Here is a 13,786-nt window from a genome sequence, read left to right as displayed (position 1 = left end):
GTGGCCATAATTGAGCAACATCACCTGCACGAAGCGGATCACCGCGTAGACCGCTGACACTGTGAGCAGAGCACTGACCGAGGCGACATTGTCGTTCATTTCGGTTACGGCCCGCTCACTCGAATTATCAACGAGTCGACGCGGAACCAGGTCGGTGAGATCAAAGCGTCCGAGCAAAAATGTCACCGCGACACCGTGATATCGATGAGCAGTAAGCCCCGACGAACAGAACGAGGCCCCCCTCGTCACCGAGATAAAAGTAACGCCTCGTCCGCGGACGGAGCCGCTTCCTGGACGCGTACACGATGCTGAATCGGAGAGCAGCGGGACTCGCCGCCGGGGGTTCCGGCCGTCACGGCATAATACCCGCGATCGCCGGGCGGGCATTCGCTTCCGCCTTCGCACAACAGCCCGGGCGGCACACGTCGAACCACGGGCCGATCCGCGTGACGCTTGCCCGCTCGTCGACCGGGCGCCCCACAATGCGCTCGCGCACGAGATCGACAAGAGCGTCGACGAATGTCGGGTGCACGCCGGGAGTCGGGACGCGCGTCATCCACAGCCCGTGATCCTCCGCCGTCTCTCGTGCCTCGCGGTCGAGGTCCCAGAGCACCTCGAGGTGATCGCTCACGAACCCGATGGGCACGACGACGACCGCAGTGCGCCGATCGAGCGCCGCGATTGCGTCGTTGATATCGGGCTCGAGCCACGGAGTCGACGGTGCGCCGGAGCGCGACTGGTAGACCAGCTGCCACGAGACGTCGGGAGCGGCATCGGCGACGACTTGCTCGGCGACCGCGAGATGCTGCGCCACGTAACCCTCGCCGTCGGCATCATCGGATGCGCCCGCGCCCGAGAGCGCCGCATCGGCCGATGGGATGCTGTGCGTCGTGAACAGCACTTCGATCGCGTCTCGACGGTGGCCCGCGTACTCGGCCGAGACAACGGCCTCGCGCAGCCCCTCCGCAAACGGCTCGACGAATCCGGGATGCGAGAAGAACTGGCGCACCTTGTCGATCTGCAGGACCTCGCTGAGTCCGGCGGACTCGAGCGCGTCCGCCCAGTCTTCGCGATACTGGCGGCACGAAGAGTATGACGAGTACGCGCTCGTCGGAATCGCGATGACGCGCCGCGCGCCATTCCGCGCGGCCGCAGCGAGCGCCTCGTCGAGATAAGGCGCCCAGTTTCGATTGCCCCAGTACACCGGGAGGTCCAGTCCGGCGGTCAGGAGCGCCTCCTGCAACGCTGTGCGAAGCGTCCGGTTCTGCTCGTTGATCGGACTGACACCTCCGAAGACACGGTAGTGCCGCGCGACCTCTTCGAGACGCTCATCGGGGATCCCGCGCCCGCGGGTCACGTTGCGCAGAAACGGCAGCACGTCTTCCTGTCCCTCCGGACCGCCGAACCCGGACAGGAGCACGGCGTCGTAGGAGACCGGCTCTGTGATGTGCGCTGAACCGGACTGCGCGGCCGGCGTCGCCGAGGCGACGACAGCTCCTGGCTCGAGGTGCACGCCCGTGGCCTGCGGTGGTTTTGTCTCGCGTCGAGGGGTCGAAGCTGAGGTATCTGTCATGCGTGTCTCCTGTTATCGGGGGAACCAGAGTGTCGAGCGACGGTCACTTCGTTCGGTGGCACTTTCTCCCAGTCGGCGACCGGCCCGTCGACGACGACAAAGCTCGGGTGCGGGTGCGGCGCGTGAATCCCCTGCCAGTGCTTCCAGACGCCGGGACTGCGCTGCCGCAGCTTCTCGGACAGGTGCGACCACTCGTATGCGAGCTGCCCTGTCGTCACTGTGATCTCCGCGCGGGACCCCGTCGCGAGGATCTTCTCGCGCGCGAATCGATAGCCCCGCGCATCGGCATCATCGACGATCGCCGTGAGGAAGTCGCCGATCGCCGTGAGCGGGTCATCGGTCTGCTGGAAGCGCCGCAGCTGCGGGTGGTGCGAATACCCGCGGCCCGGGTTCAGGACCACGGCCTGGGCGAGGAGCGCCTCCCGCCACGCCGCGACGAGTCCTACTCGGTCGAGATACTGTGGATGGAGCGACCAGAGTCTCATGAGGCCGCTCCCGATGAGCGCTCGGCTGCACGCAGGATGCTCGTGACCATACCGCCGAAGATCACGCCGTGAATCGGCAACAATGTCACCCAATATACCCGCCCCGCAAGTCCCTTCGGAACGAACACAGCCCGCTGACGATAGACGGATCCTCGTCCGTCCGGCTCGACCCCGAGCTCGAGCCACCCGCGGCCCGGCATCCGCATCTCTGCGGATAGGCGCAGCGCGCGGCCGCGGTCGAGCCATTCCACGCGCCACACGTCGACGACATCGCCTGTGTGAAGGCGGGACGGGTGCCGTCGTCCGCGCCGCATTCCGACCCCCCCGGACAGCCGATCGATCCACCCCCGTACGGCCCAGGCGAACGGGGAGGAATACCAGCCATTGTCTCCGCCGATCGATTCGATGATCTTCCAGACCTCTTCAGGCGGCGCCTCGCTGCGACGCTCGCGCACGTCGGTGCGCACGGCACCCCCTGCCCAATCGGGGTCGCTCGGCAACGGGTCACTCGGCGCCCCCGGAACGGTGGCGCTCTGCCAGCTGGTCTCCACCTGGCCGTCGCGCTCGCGGCTCAGCGCCAGCCGCACGGCGCCTCGGTAGGACATCAGCCCGTCTCGGGGCGGCGGGATGATGCGGTCGATGTCGCGCTCGTCCGCCACGCAGTCGTTCTGAAGCGAGGCGATTATCGGTACCGCGATCCGGCGTGGAACCGGAGTGACCAGGTTCACCCACTGCGAGGCGAGCCAGGGAGTGAGGACGGGAAGAGCAACAATGGGCCGCTGAGGCAACCCGGCTTCGAGAGCGTAGTCGTTCATCATCTGGCCGTAAGTCAGCACGTCCGGTCCACCGATGTCGAAGGTCCGGTTGATGCGCTCATCCAGCGCGACCGATTCGACGAGGTAGCGGAGCACGTCGCGTACAGCAATCGGCTGCACGCGATTGCGCACCCAGCGAGGGGCAGGCATGCACGGCAGCACCTCGGTGAGATGCCGGATCATCTCGAACGACGCCGAGCCAGATCCGATCACGATCCCTGCCTTGAACACGATCGCCGGGACGTCGCAATCGAGGAAAGCCTGACCGACAGCGGCGCGCGATGCTAGATGGGGCGATAGTGCGGCTTCGGACGGATGCAGCCCGCCGAGGTAGACGATCCTCCCCACGCCCGCATCCTCCGCCGCCTGCGCGAACGATTCGGCATCGCGTCTCTCCGCTGCCCCGAAATCTTTGCCGGCTCGCATGGAGTGCACGAGGTAGAAGGCGACGTCGACACCGGTCATCGCGCGCCGCACGGCCGCAGAATTCGACAGGTCGCCCTCGGCGATACGGACACGACCGCGCCAAGGCACGTCGGTCAGCTTCCACGGCGAGCGCGCCAGGCAGGTGACCTCGTAGCCTGCCTGGAGCAGCTGCGGCACCAGCCGCCCGCCGACGTACCCGGTGGCTCCCGTCACGAGCACACGTGTCATAGGTGGAGTTCCTCTAGGAAGTTGATGATGAGAATTATGGTGATTGCGAATCCGGTCACATAGTTGATGGCGAGAAAGCGCCGCCACGCAGTGTTGACGTTTCCGGACTCGTCGTCGCCCACGCGAAGATACGGCGCTGCGCTCACGACGTAGGGCACCGCGGCGGCCGCGGCGAGCGATGCGGGCCACGGAGTGAACAGCATGAGCGCGCCCGCACCGAGCCATAGTCCGACGGCAAGTCTCACGGTGGCGGCCGCGCCCAGCGCGGTCGCCACGGACCCGATCGCCGCAGCGCGATCGGGAACGACGTCCTGCACGGCTCCGAATGCGTGACTCGCCATGCCCCACAGGAAGAAGGCCGTCATCGTGACGACGATCGGCCCCGTCACGGTGGTTCCGGTGAGAGCCAGTCCACAGAGCGCAGGGAGCACGAAGTGCAGACTCGATGTCACGGAGTCGAGGAAGGGGATCTCCTTGAAGCGCAGGCCGGGGGCCGAGTAGGCGATGACCGCGAACAGACTGATCGCAAGCAGCGCCCAGAAGCGTGGTTGGTCGGATGCGAGCACTACCAGCGCGACCACGAACGGGACGGCGAGGGCCACTGCCGCGATGAGCGTCACCCGGTGCAGGCGCGGAGGCAGCGTCGCGCCCTCCACCCCTCCCTTTCGCGGGTTGGCGAGATCCGAGCTGTAGTCGAAGACGTCATTGACGCCGTACATGAGGAAGTTGTAAGGCACGAGGAAGAAGAGCGTGCCGATGAGGAATGCCGCGCCCAGGCCATCCGTGGTGAGCAGATAGGCCGCAGCAAATGGATAGGCCGTGTTGATCCAGCTGAGAGGACGCGACGCGACAGTGAGCGTGGTGAGGGTGGAGAGGTAGCCGCTCATCGGCGCGCTCCGCGCTGACGCGAGGCGAGAAGCTCACGCACTCCGGCGAGCAGGAGCGAGCCGACGACCGGGTAGAGGAAGTCCTCCAGCGGCATGAGCCCAAGACGCCACCCCAGCGTGTGCCCATGCCCGAAATCGAACAAACCGGCTGCCATCATGATGTTGTCGAAGATAGCGGTGAGGATCGTCAGGCATGCTGTCGTCGCTGCCCACGTCGTGACGTACGTCCGAAGACGGCCGCGGCCGTGCGCGTTAGCGGCCCCGACCGCGAACACGATCAGGCCGACGATGATAAACGGAAGCGACATGAGCAGGTAAGTCATCGCGTTTCGCTCCTCTCCGTCAGCCGTTGCCAGCCGCCCAGCAGCACGAGCGTCAGATACGTCAGAAACGACACGAACAGAAGCTCTTCGAGCGGGAAGTGTGGTGCCAGCAGCACGCCGGTCGCCCATCGGGAGTCGAGATGACGGAAGACCCCAAAGCCTATGCCCACGGCATCCCACGCGAGGAAGAACACGGTGCCGACGCCGAGCGCGGCTCCCGTGCGGACCGGAGCGCCGCCGAACGCGAGCCGATAGCGAGCGTCCACGAGGCCGACACACGCGCCGCTCACGATCAGGGAGACGGCGTAGAAAGCGCTCATGGCACGTTCACCGGCCCGGGAGACCGGTCATTCCGGACGAGCTTCAGCACGAGCTCCGCGCCGATCAGACACATAGGCACCCCGACGCCCGGCACCGCGGTCGCTCCGGTGTAGAACAGTCCGCCGACACGCCGCGACCGCGTCACCCCGCGGAAGAAGGCGCTCTGCCGGAGCGTATGCGCGGGCCCCAGCGCGCTACCGCGGAACGCATGGAACTCGACGGCGAAATCCCCGGGTCCGATCGTGCGGCGCACGACGATGCGGTCCGCGAGATCGGGGATTGCCGCCCACTCGGCGATCTGTGTGATGGCGTGATCGGCGATCTCGGTCACGGCGACGTCGCCGAGACCGTTCGCCCCCCCGCGTCCGATGCTCACGTCGGGCGGCACCGGCACGAGGACGAAAAGATTCTCGTGGCCGTCGGGGGCGACGTGCTCGTCGCTTGCACTCGGCATGCACACGTACAGAGACGGCGGCGTGGGCACCCGCGGTTCGGATCCGAAGATCGCGTCGAAGTTCTCGTGCCAGTCGTTGGAGAAGAACAGCGTATGGTGCCGAAGCTGCGGCAGTTCGCCGCGCACACCGAGCATGACCAGCACGGCCCCCGGTCCGGAGACCTGCTCGGTCCAGCGGCGGTCAGGATATGAGCGGTCGCTCTCGGCGAGCAGCGCGGTCTCCGCATGGTGCTCGTCGATCGCCGACACGACGATATCGGCCTCGATCGTCCGTCGCACGCCGGCACGATCGACCGTGACGCCGCGTACAGCGCCATCACCCGAGAGGATCTCGGCGACCTCGCTCTCTGTCTCGATCCGGACGCCGTGGGCACGCGCGAGTTCGACGAGCGAGCCGACGAAGCCGCGGAAGCCGCCTCGCGGGTACCGCACACCGTCGACGAGATCCATGTGGCTCATCAGATGGTAAAGCGCCGGCGCGTCGAACGGGGACGTGCCGAGGAACACTGCCGGGTAGCCGAGGATCTGTCGCAGCCGACGGTCGGCGACCCTATGGCAGATCATCGACCAGAGCGAGCGCGTGAGAAGGGGGACGATCGCGGGCGCGTTCCGCAGCACGCAGGGCGCGGCGAAGGACCGCCAGGAGGAGAAGGTGTTGTAGAGGTACGCTTCGCGCGCTGCCTCGTAGGTCCGCGTCGCCGAAGAGAGGTATCGTCGTACACGCCGTCCGGCGCCCTGCTCGCGCGCTTCGAACAGCTTTGCGACGGCGTCCGTCCCCGACCGCACGTCGATCGGCGCGCGATCCGCGGACCCGTCGGGCTCGCCGTAGACCCGATAGCCGGGGTCTAGCGAGACGAGGTCGAAGTGCTCCGAGGCTGTCGTGCCCATCAGGCGGTAGAAGTGCTCGAAGACCTCGGGCATGAGGTACCACGACGGCCCCGTGTCGAATGAGAAGCCGTCGCACTCCCAGGCTCCGGCGCGACCGCCGAGATCGGTGCGGCGTTCAACGAGCGTGACGTCGTGTCCGTCGCGCGCCAGCAAACCGGCTGTCGCGAGCCCGCTGACGCCGCCCCCGATGACGACCACCTGTGAGCGGCTCATCGTGCGACCTTCCGCGCCCACGCACGCACCAGGATCTGCGCCTTCACCGGGTCGGGCACACGCACGCGCTCGCGGGCGACGAGGGCGGCCGGGGCGCGATCGATGCGCGCGACGAGTTCGCCGAAGAGCGAGCGCGCGGCCCAGACGGCAGAGCGACACGATGAATCCAACAGCGAGATGGCGACGTCAGCTTCCGCGAGGTCGTCGCGGATCTCGCGCACGAGACCGTCCTTCGCCGTGTCCGTGAGCCCATCGCCCGTGCCGGGGAGATAGCGCCGCCCCAGCGAGTCGCGATCGTCTGCCCAGTCCCGCAGGAAATTGACTTTCTGGAACGCAGCGCCGAGCCGGCGCGCACCCGCCCGCAACTCCTGGCGCTCGCCGTCGGAGCGAGGTCGATCTCCCTCGAAGACAGCCAGGCACATCAGTCCGACGACTTCCGCGGACCCGTAGATATAGGTCGCGAGCGCCTTGTCGTCGAACTCGACGGCACCGAGATCGGCACGCATCGACGCGAAAAAGGGCCGAATGAGATCTCGGCCGATTCCGTACTCTCGCGCGGTGAGTGCGAATGCGTGGACGATGAGATCGGTGCTGTACCCGCGCTCACACGCGCGCGTCGTCTCGGTCTCCAGCGCGTCCAGGAGCGCGCGCCGCTCGTTCTCATCGACTCCCGCCGCTTCCGCGGGGCCGTCGACGAGCTCGTCGGCGATCCTGACGAGTGCGTAGATCCGAGCGATATTGGTGCGGACACGAGGGTGCATGAGCCGGTTCGCCCAGGCGAACGAAGTCGAGTAGCGGCGCAGTACGGTAGTCGCGCTATCCGTTGCGGCTCGGTTGTAGAGGCTCAGATCGGTGACGCTCAGGCCCGGCGCGCGCTGCATTCGTTGCTCGCCTCCTCCAGCAGTCGCACCAGCTTCACGGGCAGGTCAGCGGCGTGAATGCGCCGACGGACCTCATCGCGTCGCGCGTCGATCTGGGATTCGACGTACGCGCGCGCGCCCGATCGCTCGACGACGTCTCGGACGCGCGCGCCATCCGCCGGCGTCAGGCTCTCGTCGCCGAAGTGACGCGCGATGTCGGACCACGCAGGATCATGGCGCGCGTACGAAATCAGCAGTGTCTCCTTGCCCTCCCGGAGGTCGCTCAGGACCGATTTCCCCGTCTCACACTCGTCGCCGAATGTGCCGAGCACATCGTCACGGAGCTGGTAGATAACCCCGATCTGCCGCGCGATCACGTCGACCGCATCGGCAACGCGACGAGGTGCCCCTGACAGCGCCGCAGCGAGAGCCAGCGGCGCGCGGAACGAATACGCCGCCGTCTTGTGCTCGATCATCGCAATGACGTCGTCCGGGGTCGGGTCGGACAAGTGCATGCTGAGAAGCACATCGGTATGCTCGCCAGCCGCGCTCTCCAGGACCGTCTCGCTGAAGATCTCGAGCGCGGACCGACGCCGATCTTCGGCGACGTCGAGCGTCGCGATGAGGCCGTGGGCGCGCGTGATAAGCAGGTCCCCCGCGATGATCGACGACGCATCTCCCCACGCACGCGCGTCGCGTTGCGTCGCACCGGCCGCCTGCGCCTCGGAGGCGAATCGTCCCGCGACGTTCTCACGACCGCGCCGCGTGAGGTCGCCGTCGATCACGTCATCATGGATGACCAGCGCGGCGTGCAGCAGTTCAATCGCACATGCGGCGTCGACGGCCGCGCGATCGTCCTCGCCGCCGAGCGCGCGGTAGGCGTCGAGCAGAAGACGTGGGCGGACCTTTTTTCCCCCGTGCGCGATTGTTTCGACCGTCTCCCACAGGCGTACGTACGACGGTGTAAAGCGTGGGGCTTCGTCACGGCCAGAGCGAAGTATCTCCGTCATCCGAGCTTCGAAGACAGGGAAAAGTGGCACAGGGTCCGCGCACTCTCTGCGCGGAGTGAGTGCGGACATGACGCCCGGAAGGTGGGACACCAGCCACGGGCTGAACGCCCACGGCGCCGCGCTCACGGCCGCCGACAAGTCGTCGGGCGAGATCCACTGGGTCTCTGCCACCTCATCGCGATTCGGCTCGAGAGAAGACGTTGCTCTGGCCACGAAGACCGGACAGTACTCGTTCTCTTCAATGCCCGAGGCGTCGCGGGCCGTATATCGGAACTCAGGTAGGGGACACGAAAGGATCTCGATCTCCAGGCCCAATTCGAACTTCGCCCGCCGTCGAACAGCGTCTTCGAGGTTCTCGCCAGGCTCGGGATGGCCGCAGTACGAGTTCGTCCACACCCCCGGCCAGGTGCGCTTGCCGAGCGCGCGACGCGTCATCAGCACGTGACCGTCCGATCGCACCACGTGACACGAGAAGGCAAGGTGGCGCGGGGTCTTCTCCCCGTGAGCGGTCTCCTTGGGGTGGGTGCCGACAGCGACGCCATCATCATCAACGAGAACCACGTGCTCCACGGACCAGCTCCATTTCTTTCGCCTAGCGAGACATCAACCTACCATAGGATATGTACGATGTACGTGTGGTCGATCAGAAGCAGTCCAGGATGAGCCCGCGCCATGCGTCGATCGACCCTGGCCTCCTGGATGTCGCCGAACTCGCCGAGAGTGACATCGCACAGACGTTCGAGGTGATGGATGCGCTGGCCGAATGGCAGGAGGCGTCTCGCCTACTCGCGAAGATCTCGGCGCGATACATGCGACTGAACGAGACCGACATGCGTGCGATCCGCATGATCATGCGGGCGCAGCAGCGCGGAGAGATCGTCACTCCGAAAGACGTGTCACACGACGTCGGCATCTCGAGCGCGTCGACGACCAAACTCGTCGACCGCCTCGTCGACGGCGGGCATCTCACGCGCACAGAGCACCCCTCCGACCGCAGGACGACCGAGATCCGCGTCACCGAGTCGACGCGTCGCTCCGCGCGGGCCACGGTCGGAAGGCAGCACTCCCGCCGCTTTGCCGCAGCGGCCGCGATGACGCCCAGCGAGCGCGATATCCTGATCCGATTCTTTAGAGCGATGACCCGGGCGGATGCTCCGCATGGGGACCTCTTGAACGCCTCGCACGAGGCCGAGCAATGACGCCTCAGGTTTATCGCAACCGACTCGCGGCGCGGACAACCTCCGTCTGCCGCGAGGCCCGCGAGGCCCGCGAGACGCGCTCAGAGCGACCAAGCCGGCCCAACGCCGACGGCCTATAGCGCTCGCACGCACGGGAGGATGTTCAGCGCCGGCACACAGGGCCGTCGGGACTCATGCGCATTCAGGTGTCAGCTGGGGTTAGGCCGCCAGGCATACGTTTGGGATTATGATGGTTTCGAATTTGATCGGTACCATTGAGCTCGGCCGGGCCCTTCGGTGGCGATGGTGGTAGGCCCGCTCGATCCAGGTGATGATCGCAAACCATAGTTTCTCGCAGGTGCGCCAACGACCTCGGTCCAGCACGTTCATTCGGGGGCAGCGCGAAGAAGGCTTCCATTGCCGTGTTGTCCCCCGCAGCACCGGCCTTCCCCATCGACCTGGCGAGGTGATGACGGTTCAGAGCGTGCACCAACTGCCGTGACCGAAACGGACCCGCCGCCCGCGCTGGTCCCTGCAGCGGGCCAGGCGATTGCTGGGAATGATCCGGTTCAGTGATCCCGACCATCGCACTCCAGCAGGCGAAGCCAGATCTCGCTGATCGTCGGGTAGGCCGGGACCGCATGCCAGAGCCGGTCCATAGGGACCTCTCCGGCGATCGCGACGGTCGCGGAATGCAGCAGCTCGGCGACATCGGGGCCGACAGCGGTGAATCCGATCAGCATGTTCCGATCTGCATCGATGACCATGCGTGCCTGGCCCTGGTAGCCGTCGGCATGCAGGGCGGCACCGGCGACGGCCCCCAGGTCGTGGTCGATCACGCGGACTCTCTTCCCGGCCGCCGCGGCGACCTCGGCGGTGATGCCTGCGGCCGCGACCTCGGGATCGGTGAAGATGACCTGCGTAGGCGCTTGGGCATCCGCGGTGACCGCGTGCCGTCCCCACGGACGCAAGTCCGGTGGGGTGCCGCCGGCCCGTGCGGCAAGGGCGTCGCCGAGCGCTCGGGCCTGATACTTGCCGTGATGGGTCGGCGGAGCGCGGTTGTTGACATCTCCGGCGGCGAAGAGCCAGGCGGTGCCCGGCCCGTCGGGGGAGTCGTCCGCCACCGGCCTGCCGTGGGGATCCAGGACGGCGAGAGCGTCGTCCACGGTCAGCCAGCTGCCTGGTTCCAGTCCGATCCGGTCCAGGCCGATGTCGGCCGTGTTGGCTCTCCGCCCGGTGGCGACCAGCACTTCGTCGGCGGTGAGAGTCGTGCCGTCGGACAGTCGGATCTCCACCTCGCCGGATGCGGACCGGTGAGCTTCGGTGGCGCCGGCATCCAGATGCAGGGCGACGCCGGAGGACCGGAGCGCCGCGGCGACCTGCTCGCCGGCGAACGGCTCGGTGCCCGGGAGCAGCCGGGTGCGCGAGACCAGGGACACCTGCGATCCCAGCGCGCTGTATGCGGTGGCCATCTCCGAGCCGACGACGCCACCTCCGATGATCGCCAACCGGTCGGGGATCCGCTGCGCCGCAGCCGCTTCTCGGCTCGTCCACGGGGCGACGTCCGACAGCCCCGCGACGGGTGGGATACGGGCACTGCTTCCGGTGGCGATGACGACGGCGTGGCGCGCGTGCAGCGTGGTGGTCGTGCCGTCGGCATCGGTGACGCTCACCGTACGAGGGCCGGTGATCCGTCCCTGTCCCCGGACGAGGGTGATCTGGGCGCTGCGGAGCCACTCGACCTGCCCGGCGTCGTTCCATTGCGAGGCGAATCGGTCCCGGCGGGCCACCACCGCAGCCGAGTCCAGGGAACCTTGGGCCGCCCGGCCGGCGGCCGGGAGCGCACGGGCGGCGCGGAGGGCGGCTGCGTCGCGGAGCAGTGCTTTGGTCGGCATGCATGCTCAGTAGGAGCATTCACCGCCGACGAGATCCTGCTCCACCACGGTCGCGGTGAGGCCGCCTCGGACGACCCGGTCGGCGACGTTCTCGCCGACCGGTCCGCTGCCGATGATGATCACGTCGGCAGCAGTGCTGGCGGGCCCGGTCATCACTCGACCGCCTTCGGGATGACGACGTGCAACCGGATGGCCGAGATCAGGAAGAAGATGCCGCCGAGGATCGCGTAGCCGCCGACACCCGTCAGGGCTGCGCCCGGGCCGCCGGCCATCGCGATGAAGGAGCCACCGGCCAGGACGGAGATCCCACCGCTGAGAATCATCGCCAGCTGGCCGCCGAGGCGCCAGCGCAGGATGGCGACGATCAGCTGCACGATGCCCGCGGTGATCGCCCACGCGCCCCACACCCGCAGAACGTTCGGCACGCCGGAGCCGACGGCGATGGCCAGACCGATGGCGGTCAGCAGGCTCAGGGCCATGTTGATGTAGAGCGGCGCCTTCGGTCGGCTGGATCCGGATGAGCGGTAGTCGATGATCGCGGCCGCGACGTCGAACAGGGGGTAGATGACGATCAGGGCGATGGCGGCGGGATTGATCCTGGTCGCGATCAGCATCAGCAGGATCGCCCAGATGATGGCGAACCCGAATCGCACGAAGTAGAGATTGCGCAGAGCCTTCGTGCTACCGGTGGTGTCGGGGACGGGGTCTGCTGCGCGGGCCTGCAGGGAAGGGGACGACAGCGAATCGGATGACATGGGGTTCTCCTCGGCTAGATAGAACGATCGGTACACCCATATAGTGACCGGGCCGTCGCACGGTGTCAAGACCGATCGTTCTATCTGTTAGCGTGGGTCGCCCGGAACATCGACGCTTCGCCCGTCGGACCGCCGGGACCTGCAAGGGAGCTGAGGAGAGATCGAGATGGAAGCACAGACGTCACAGGCTCGCGCGCGATTGCTCGACACTGCGACGGAGCTCTTCTACGGCCAGGGCATCCACGCGGTCGGCATCGATCGGATCATCGCGGAGGCGCAGGTGACCCGGGCGACGCTGTACAAGCATTTCCGCAGCAAGGACGATCTGATCGTCGCCTACCTGACTCGGGCCGATGAGGCCATCCGGGCCGGCATCGACGCAGCCCGCGCGGAGTCTGCGGATGCCGATGAGGGCGTCCGGGCCGTCAGCCGGACGATCACCGGCGACATCGAACGGCCCGGGTTCCGGGGCTGCGCCTTCTTGAACGCCGCTGCCGAGTATCCCGATCCCGACCACCCTGTGCACCAGGCGGTCCTGACGCAGCGAGAGTGGTTCCTGACCACGATGTGCGAGCTCTTCACCGCCACGGGGAAGATCGATCCCGAACCTGCCGCCCGGCACTTCGTGATGCTGCGGGACGGCGCGATGGCAGCCGGATGTCTCGCGGATGACAAGGCGCCGATCTGCGAGACGTTCCTCCGCGGCGTGGACGGCCTGCTCAGCTATCGCAGTCGCGAACAGCCGGTGCCGTCCGGAGATTGAGGCGGCCGACGAGTTCGCACGGCAAGACGTCTCCTCGGTCGGTGCCGCTGATCTGTTTCGCTTCCAGCGGGAGCTGAAGCCGTTGTCCCCACCGATCCGATTGCGAGAGCACCCAGGTCCAATGGGCCAGCGGGCGGGTGATCGCCAGGACATGGTCCGGCGGAGGCCAGTGACGAGTGCGACTGAATTGTTGATGTCCATGTGAGGCACGCTAGGAGCTGACACCAATGTCAGAGGCAACGCGATCGGGAGCACACCATGACCACCACAAAGGAATGATGCGGATCGGTGAGGTGGCGCAGCGCGCCGGCGTCTCTGTGCGCTACTACGAGCAGCAGGGACTGGTCAGCGCCGAGCGCAGCCCGTCGGGCCAGCGTCTGTACACCGCCGATGTCGTGGAGCGGGTGCGGTCATCCAGGAGATGTTCACCGCGGGCCTGACCAGCCGGAACGTCGCCCAGCTGATGCCGTGCGTGGAGGCCGGTCACATCGACGCGGAGCAGCGCAGCATGCTCCGCACCGTGCGTGAGCGGGTCCGGGCCAGGGCCGAGGAGCTGCAGGACACCCTGCGCCGGCTCGACGACGTCATCACGGTGACCGACGGCCATCCGTGAGCCCGCCCGTGACCTCACTCGGCCCTGCTGGGCGGGGCCGTCGCCGTCGTGATCAGCTTCGTCGCCTTCAGCGGGACCTACATCGGGGTCGCGATCGCT

General features: G+C 67.1%; 14 protein-coding genes and 1 pseudogene. 4 read left to right on the top strand and 11 right to left on the bottom strand.

Going from position 1 to position 13,786, the window contains the following annotated elements; genetic code table 11:
• Positions 1-352: 352 nt before the first annotated feature.
• Genes ACFQRD_RS11140 through idi form a run of 9 tightly spaced genes read right to left on the bottom strand, consistent with a single transcriptional unit; the run spans position 353 to position 9,053 of the window.
• Positions 353-1,573, bottom strand: a complete 1,221-nt coding sequence (locus ACFQRD_RS11140; protein WP_377017990.1) for a ferrochelatase — start codon at positions 1,571-1,573, stop codon at positions 353-355.
• Positions 1,570-2,058 (bottom strand): pyrimidine dimer DNA glycosylase/endonuclease V, encoded by a 489-nt coding sequence (locus ACFQRD_RS11135; protein WP_377017992.1) that lies wholly within the window; start codon positions 2,056-2,058, stop codon positions 1,570-1,572. The genes ACFQRD_RS11140 and ACFQRD_RS11135 overlap by 4 nt, the downstream gene beginning before the upstream one ends.
• A complete protein-coding gene (locus ACFQRD_RS11130) occupies positions 2,055-3,527 on the bottom strand; it encodes an SDR family oxidoreductase (protein ID WP_377017994.1) in 1,473 nt (490 codons plus the stop codon). The genes ACFQRD_RS11135 and ACFQRD_RS11130 overlap by 4 nt, the downstream gene beginning before the upstream one ends.
• Positions 3,524-4,414, bottom strand: a complete 891-nt coding sequence (locus ACFQRD_RS11125) for a prenyltransferase (protein ID WP_377017996.1) — start codon at positions 4,412-4,414, stop codon at positions 3,524-3,526. The genes ACFQRD_RS11130 and ACFQRD_RS11125 overlap by 4 nt, the downstream gene beginning before the upstream one ends.
• A complete protein-coding gene (locus tag ACFQRD_RS11120; RefSeq protein WP_377017998.1) occupies positions 4,411-4,737 on the bottom strand; it encodes a lycopene cyclase domain-containing protein in 327 nt (108 codons plus the stop codon). The genes ACFQRD_RS11125 and ACFQRD_RS11120 overlap by 4 nt, the downstream gene beginning before the upstream one ends.
• Positions 4,734-5,057: a lycopene cyclase domain-containing protein gene (locus ACFQRD_RS11115; protein WP_377018000.1), complete on the bottom strand. Its 324-nt coding sequence runs from the start codon at positions 5,055-5,057 to the stop codon at positions 4,734-4,736. Before ACFQRD_RS11115 ends, ACFQRD_RS11120 begins: the two co-directional genes overlap by 4 nt.
• Entirely contained in the window at positions 5,054-6,613 is a 1,560-nt protein-coding gene (gene crtI / locus ACFQRD_RS11110) for a phytoene desaturase family protein (RefSeq protein WP_377018002.1), read from the bottom strand. Before crtI ends, ACFQRD_RS11115 begins: the two co-directional genes overlap by 4 nt.
• The gene (locus ACFQRD_RS11105; RefSeq protein ID WP_377804245.1) at positions 6,610-7,494 is read right to left on the bottom strand and encodes a phytoene/squalene synthase family protein; all 885 of its coding nucleotides are present in this window, start codon (positions 7,492-7,494) and stop codon (positions 6,610-6,612) included. The genes crtI and ACFQRD_RS11105 overlap by 4 nt, the downstream gene beginning before the upstream one ends.
• Positions 7,473-9,053, bottom strand: coding sequence for an isopentenyl-diphosphate Delta-isomerase (idi, locus tag ACFQRD_RS11100; protein WP_377804243.1), 1,581 nt, complete (start codon positions 9,051-9,053; stop codon positions 7,473-7,475). The genes ACFQRD_RS11105 and idi overlap by 22 nt, the downstream gene beginning before the upstream one ends.
• Positions 9,054-9,118: 65 nt before the next feature.
• On the opposite strand from idi, the gene ACFQRD_RS11095 reads away from it, so the two are divergent.
• Positions 9,119-9,682, top strand: a complete 564-nt coding sequence (locus tag ACFQRD_RS11095) for a MarR family winged helix-turn-helix transcriptional regulator (protein ID WP_377804241.1) — start codon at positions 9,119-9,121, stop codon at positions 9,680-9,682.
• A gap of 548 nt (positions 9,683-10,230) precedes the next feature.
• On the opposite strand, the pseudogene ACFQRD_RS11090 reads toward ACFQRD_RS11095, so the two are convergent.
• Both ACFQRD_RS11090 and ACFQRD_RS11085 read right to left on the bottom strand, forming a co-directional pair.
• Positions 10,231-11,709, bottom strand: a pseudogene (locus ACFQRD_RS11090) (dihydrolipoyl dehydrogenase family protein).
• A complete protein-coding gene (locus tag ACFQRD_RS11085; RefSeq protein WP_377018010.1) occupies positions 11,709-12,311 on the bottom strand; it encodes a hypothetical protein in 603 nt (200 codons plus the stop codon). Before ACFQRD_RS11085 ends, ACFQRD_RS11090 begins: the two are co-directional and overlap by 1 nt.
• 166 nt (positions 12,312-12,477) lie before the next feature.
• On the opposite strand from ACFQRD_RS11085, the gene ACFQRD_RS11080 reads away from it, so the two are divergent.
• From ACFQRD_RS11080 to ACFQRD_RS11070, 3 genes are all read left to right on the top strand, one after another.
• Complete coding sequence (locus tag ACFQRD_RS11080) at positions 12,478-13,074, top strand: TetR/AcrR family transcriptional regulator (protein WP_377018012.1); 597 nt, start codon at positions 12,478-12,480, stop codon at positions 13,072-13,074.
• Positions 13,075-13,352: 278 nt separating this feature from the next.
• Positions 13,353-13,514 (top strand): MerR family DNA-binding transcriptional regulator, encoded by a 162-nt coding sequence (locus ACFQRD_RS11075; protein WP_377018014.1) that lies wholly within the window; start codon positions 13,353-13,355, stop codon positions 13,512-13,514.
• A complete protein-coding gene (locus ACFQRD_RS11070) occupies positions 13,496-13,687 on the top strand; it encodes a hypothetical protein (protein WP_377018016.1) in 192 nt (63 codons plus the stop codon). Before ACFQRD_RS11075 ends, ACFQRD_RS11070 begins: the two co-directional genes overlap by 19 nt.
• The last annotated feature ends 99 nt before the right edge of the window (positions 13,688-13,786 follow it).

This window comes from Brachybacterium sp. GCM10030268, from assembly GCF_042666305.1.
In the GTDB taxonomy this organism is placed as follows: Bacteria; Actinomycetota; Actinomycetes; order Actinomycetales; family Dermabacteraceae; genus Brachybacterium.
This window is presented reverse-complemented; position numbering and strand designations above follow the sequence as displayed.

What these genes read in the sequence shown, in the direction of transcription:
- crtI (WP_377018002.1), bottom strand. Translation starts at nt 6,613, where the DNA reads ATGAGCCGCTCACAGGTGGTCGTCATCGGGGGCGGCGTCAGCGGGCTC.
- ACFQRD_RS11075 (WP_377018014.1), top strand. Translation starts at nt 13,353, where the DNA reads ATGCGGATCGGTGAGGTGGCGCAGCGCGCCGGCGTCTCTGTGCGCTAC.
- ACFQRD_RS11080 (WP_377018012.1), top strand. Translation starts at nt 12,478, where the DNA reads ATGGAAGCACAGACGTCACAGGCTCGCGCGCGATTGCTCGACACTGCG.
- ACFQRD_RS11070 (WP_377018016.1), top strand. Translation starts at nt 13,496, where the DNA reads ATGTTCACCGCGGGCCTGACCAGCCGGAACGTCGCCCAGCTGATGCCG.
- ACFQRD_RS11105 (WP_377804245.1), bottom strand. Translation starts at nt 7,494, where the DNA reads ATGCAGCGCGCGCCGGGCCTGAGCGTCACCGATCTGAGCCTCTACAAC.
- ACFQRD_RS11130 (WP_377017994.1), bottom strand. Translation starts at nt 3,527, where the DNA reads ATGACACGTGTGCTCGTGACGGGAGCCACCGGGTACGTCGGCGGGCGG.
- ACFQRD_RS11115 (WP_377018000.1), bottom strand. Translation starts at nt 5,057, where the DNA reads ATGAGCGCTTTCTACGCCGTCTCCCTGATCGTGAGCGGCGCGTGTGTC.
- ACFQRD_RS11135 (WP_377017992.1), bottom strand. Translation starts at nt 2,058, where the DNA reads ATGAGACTCTGGTCGCTCCATCCACAGTATCTCGACCGAGTAGGACTC.
- ACFQRD_RS11140 (WP_377017990.1), bottom strand. Translation starts at nt 1,573, where the DNA reads ATGACAGATACCTCAGCTTCGACCCCTCGACGCGAGACAAAACCACCG.
- ACFQRD_RS11085 (WP_377018010.1), bottom strand. Translation starts at nt 12,311, where the DNA reads ATGTCATCCGATTCGCTGTCGTCCCCTTCCCTGCAGGCCCGCGCAGCA.
- ACFQRD_RS11120 (WP_377017998.1), bottom strand. Translation starts at nt 4,737, where the DNA reads ATGACTTACCTGCTCATGTCGCTTCCGTTTATCATCGTCGGCCTGATC.
- ACFQRD_RS11125 (WP_377017996.1), bottom strand. Translation starts at nt 4,414, where the DNA reads ATGAGCGGCTACCTCTCCACCCTCACCACGCTCACTGTCGCGTCGCGT.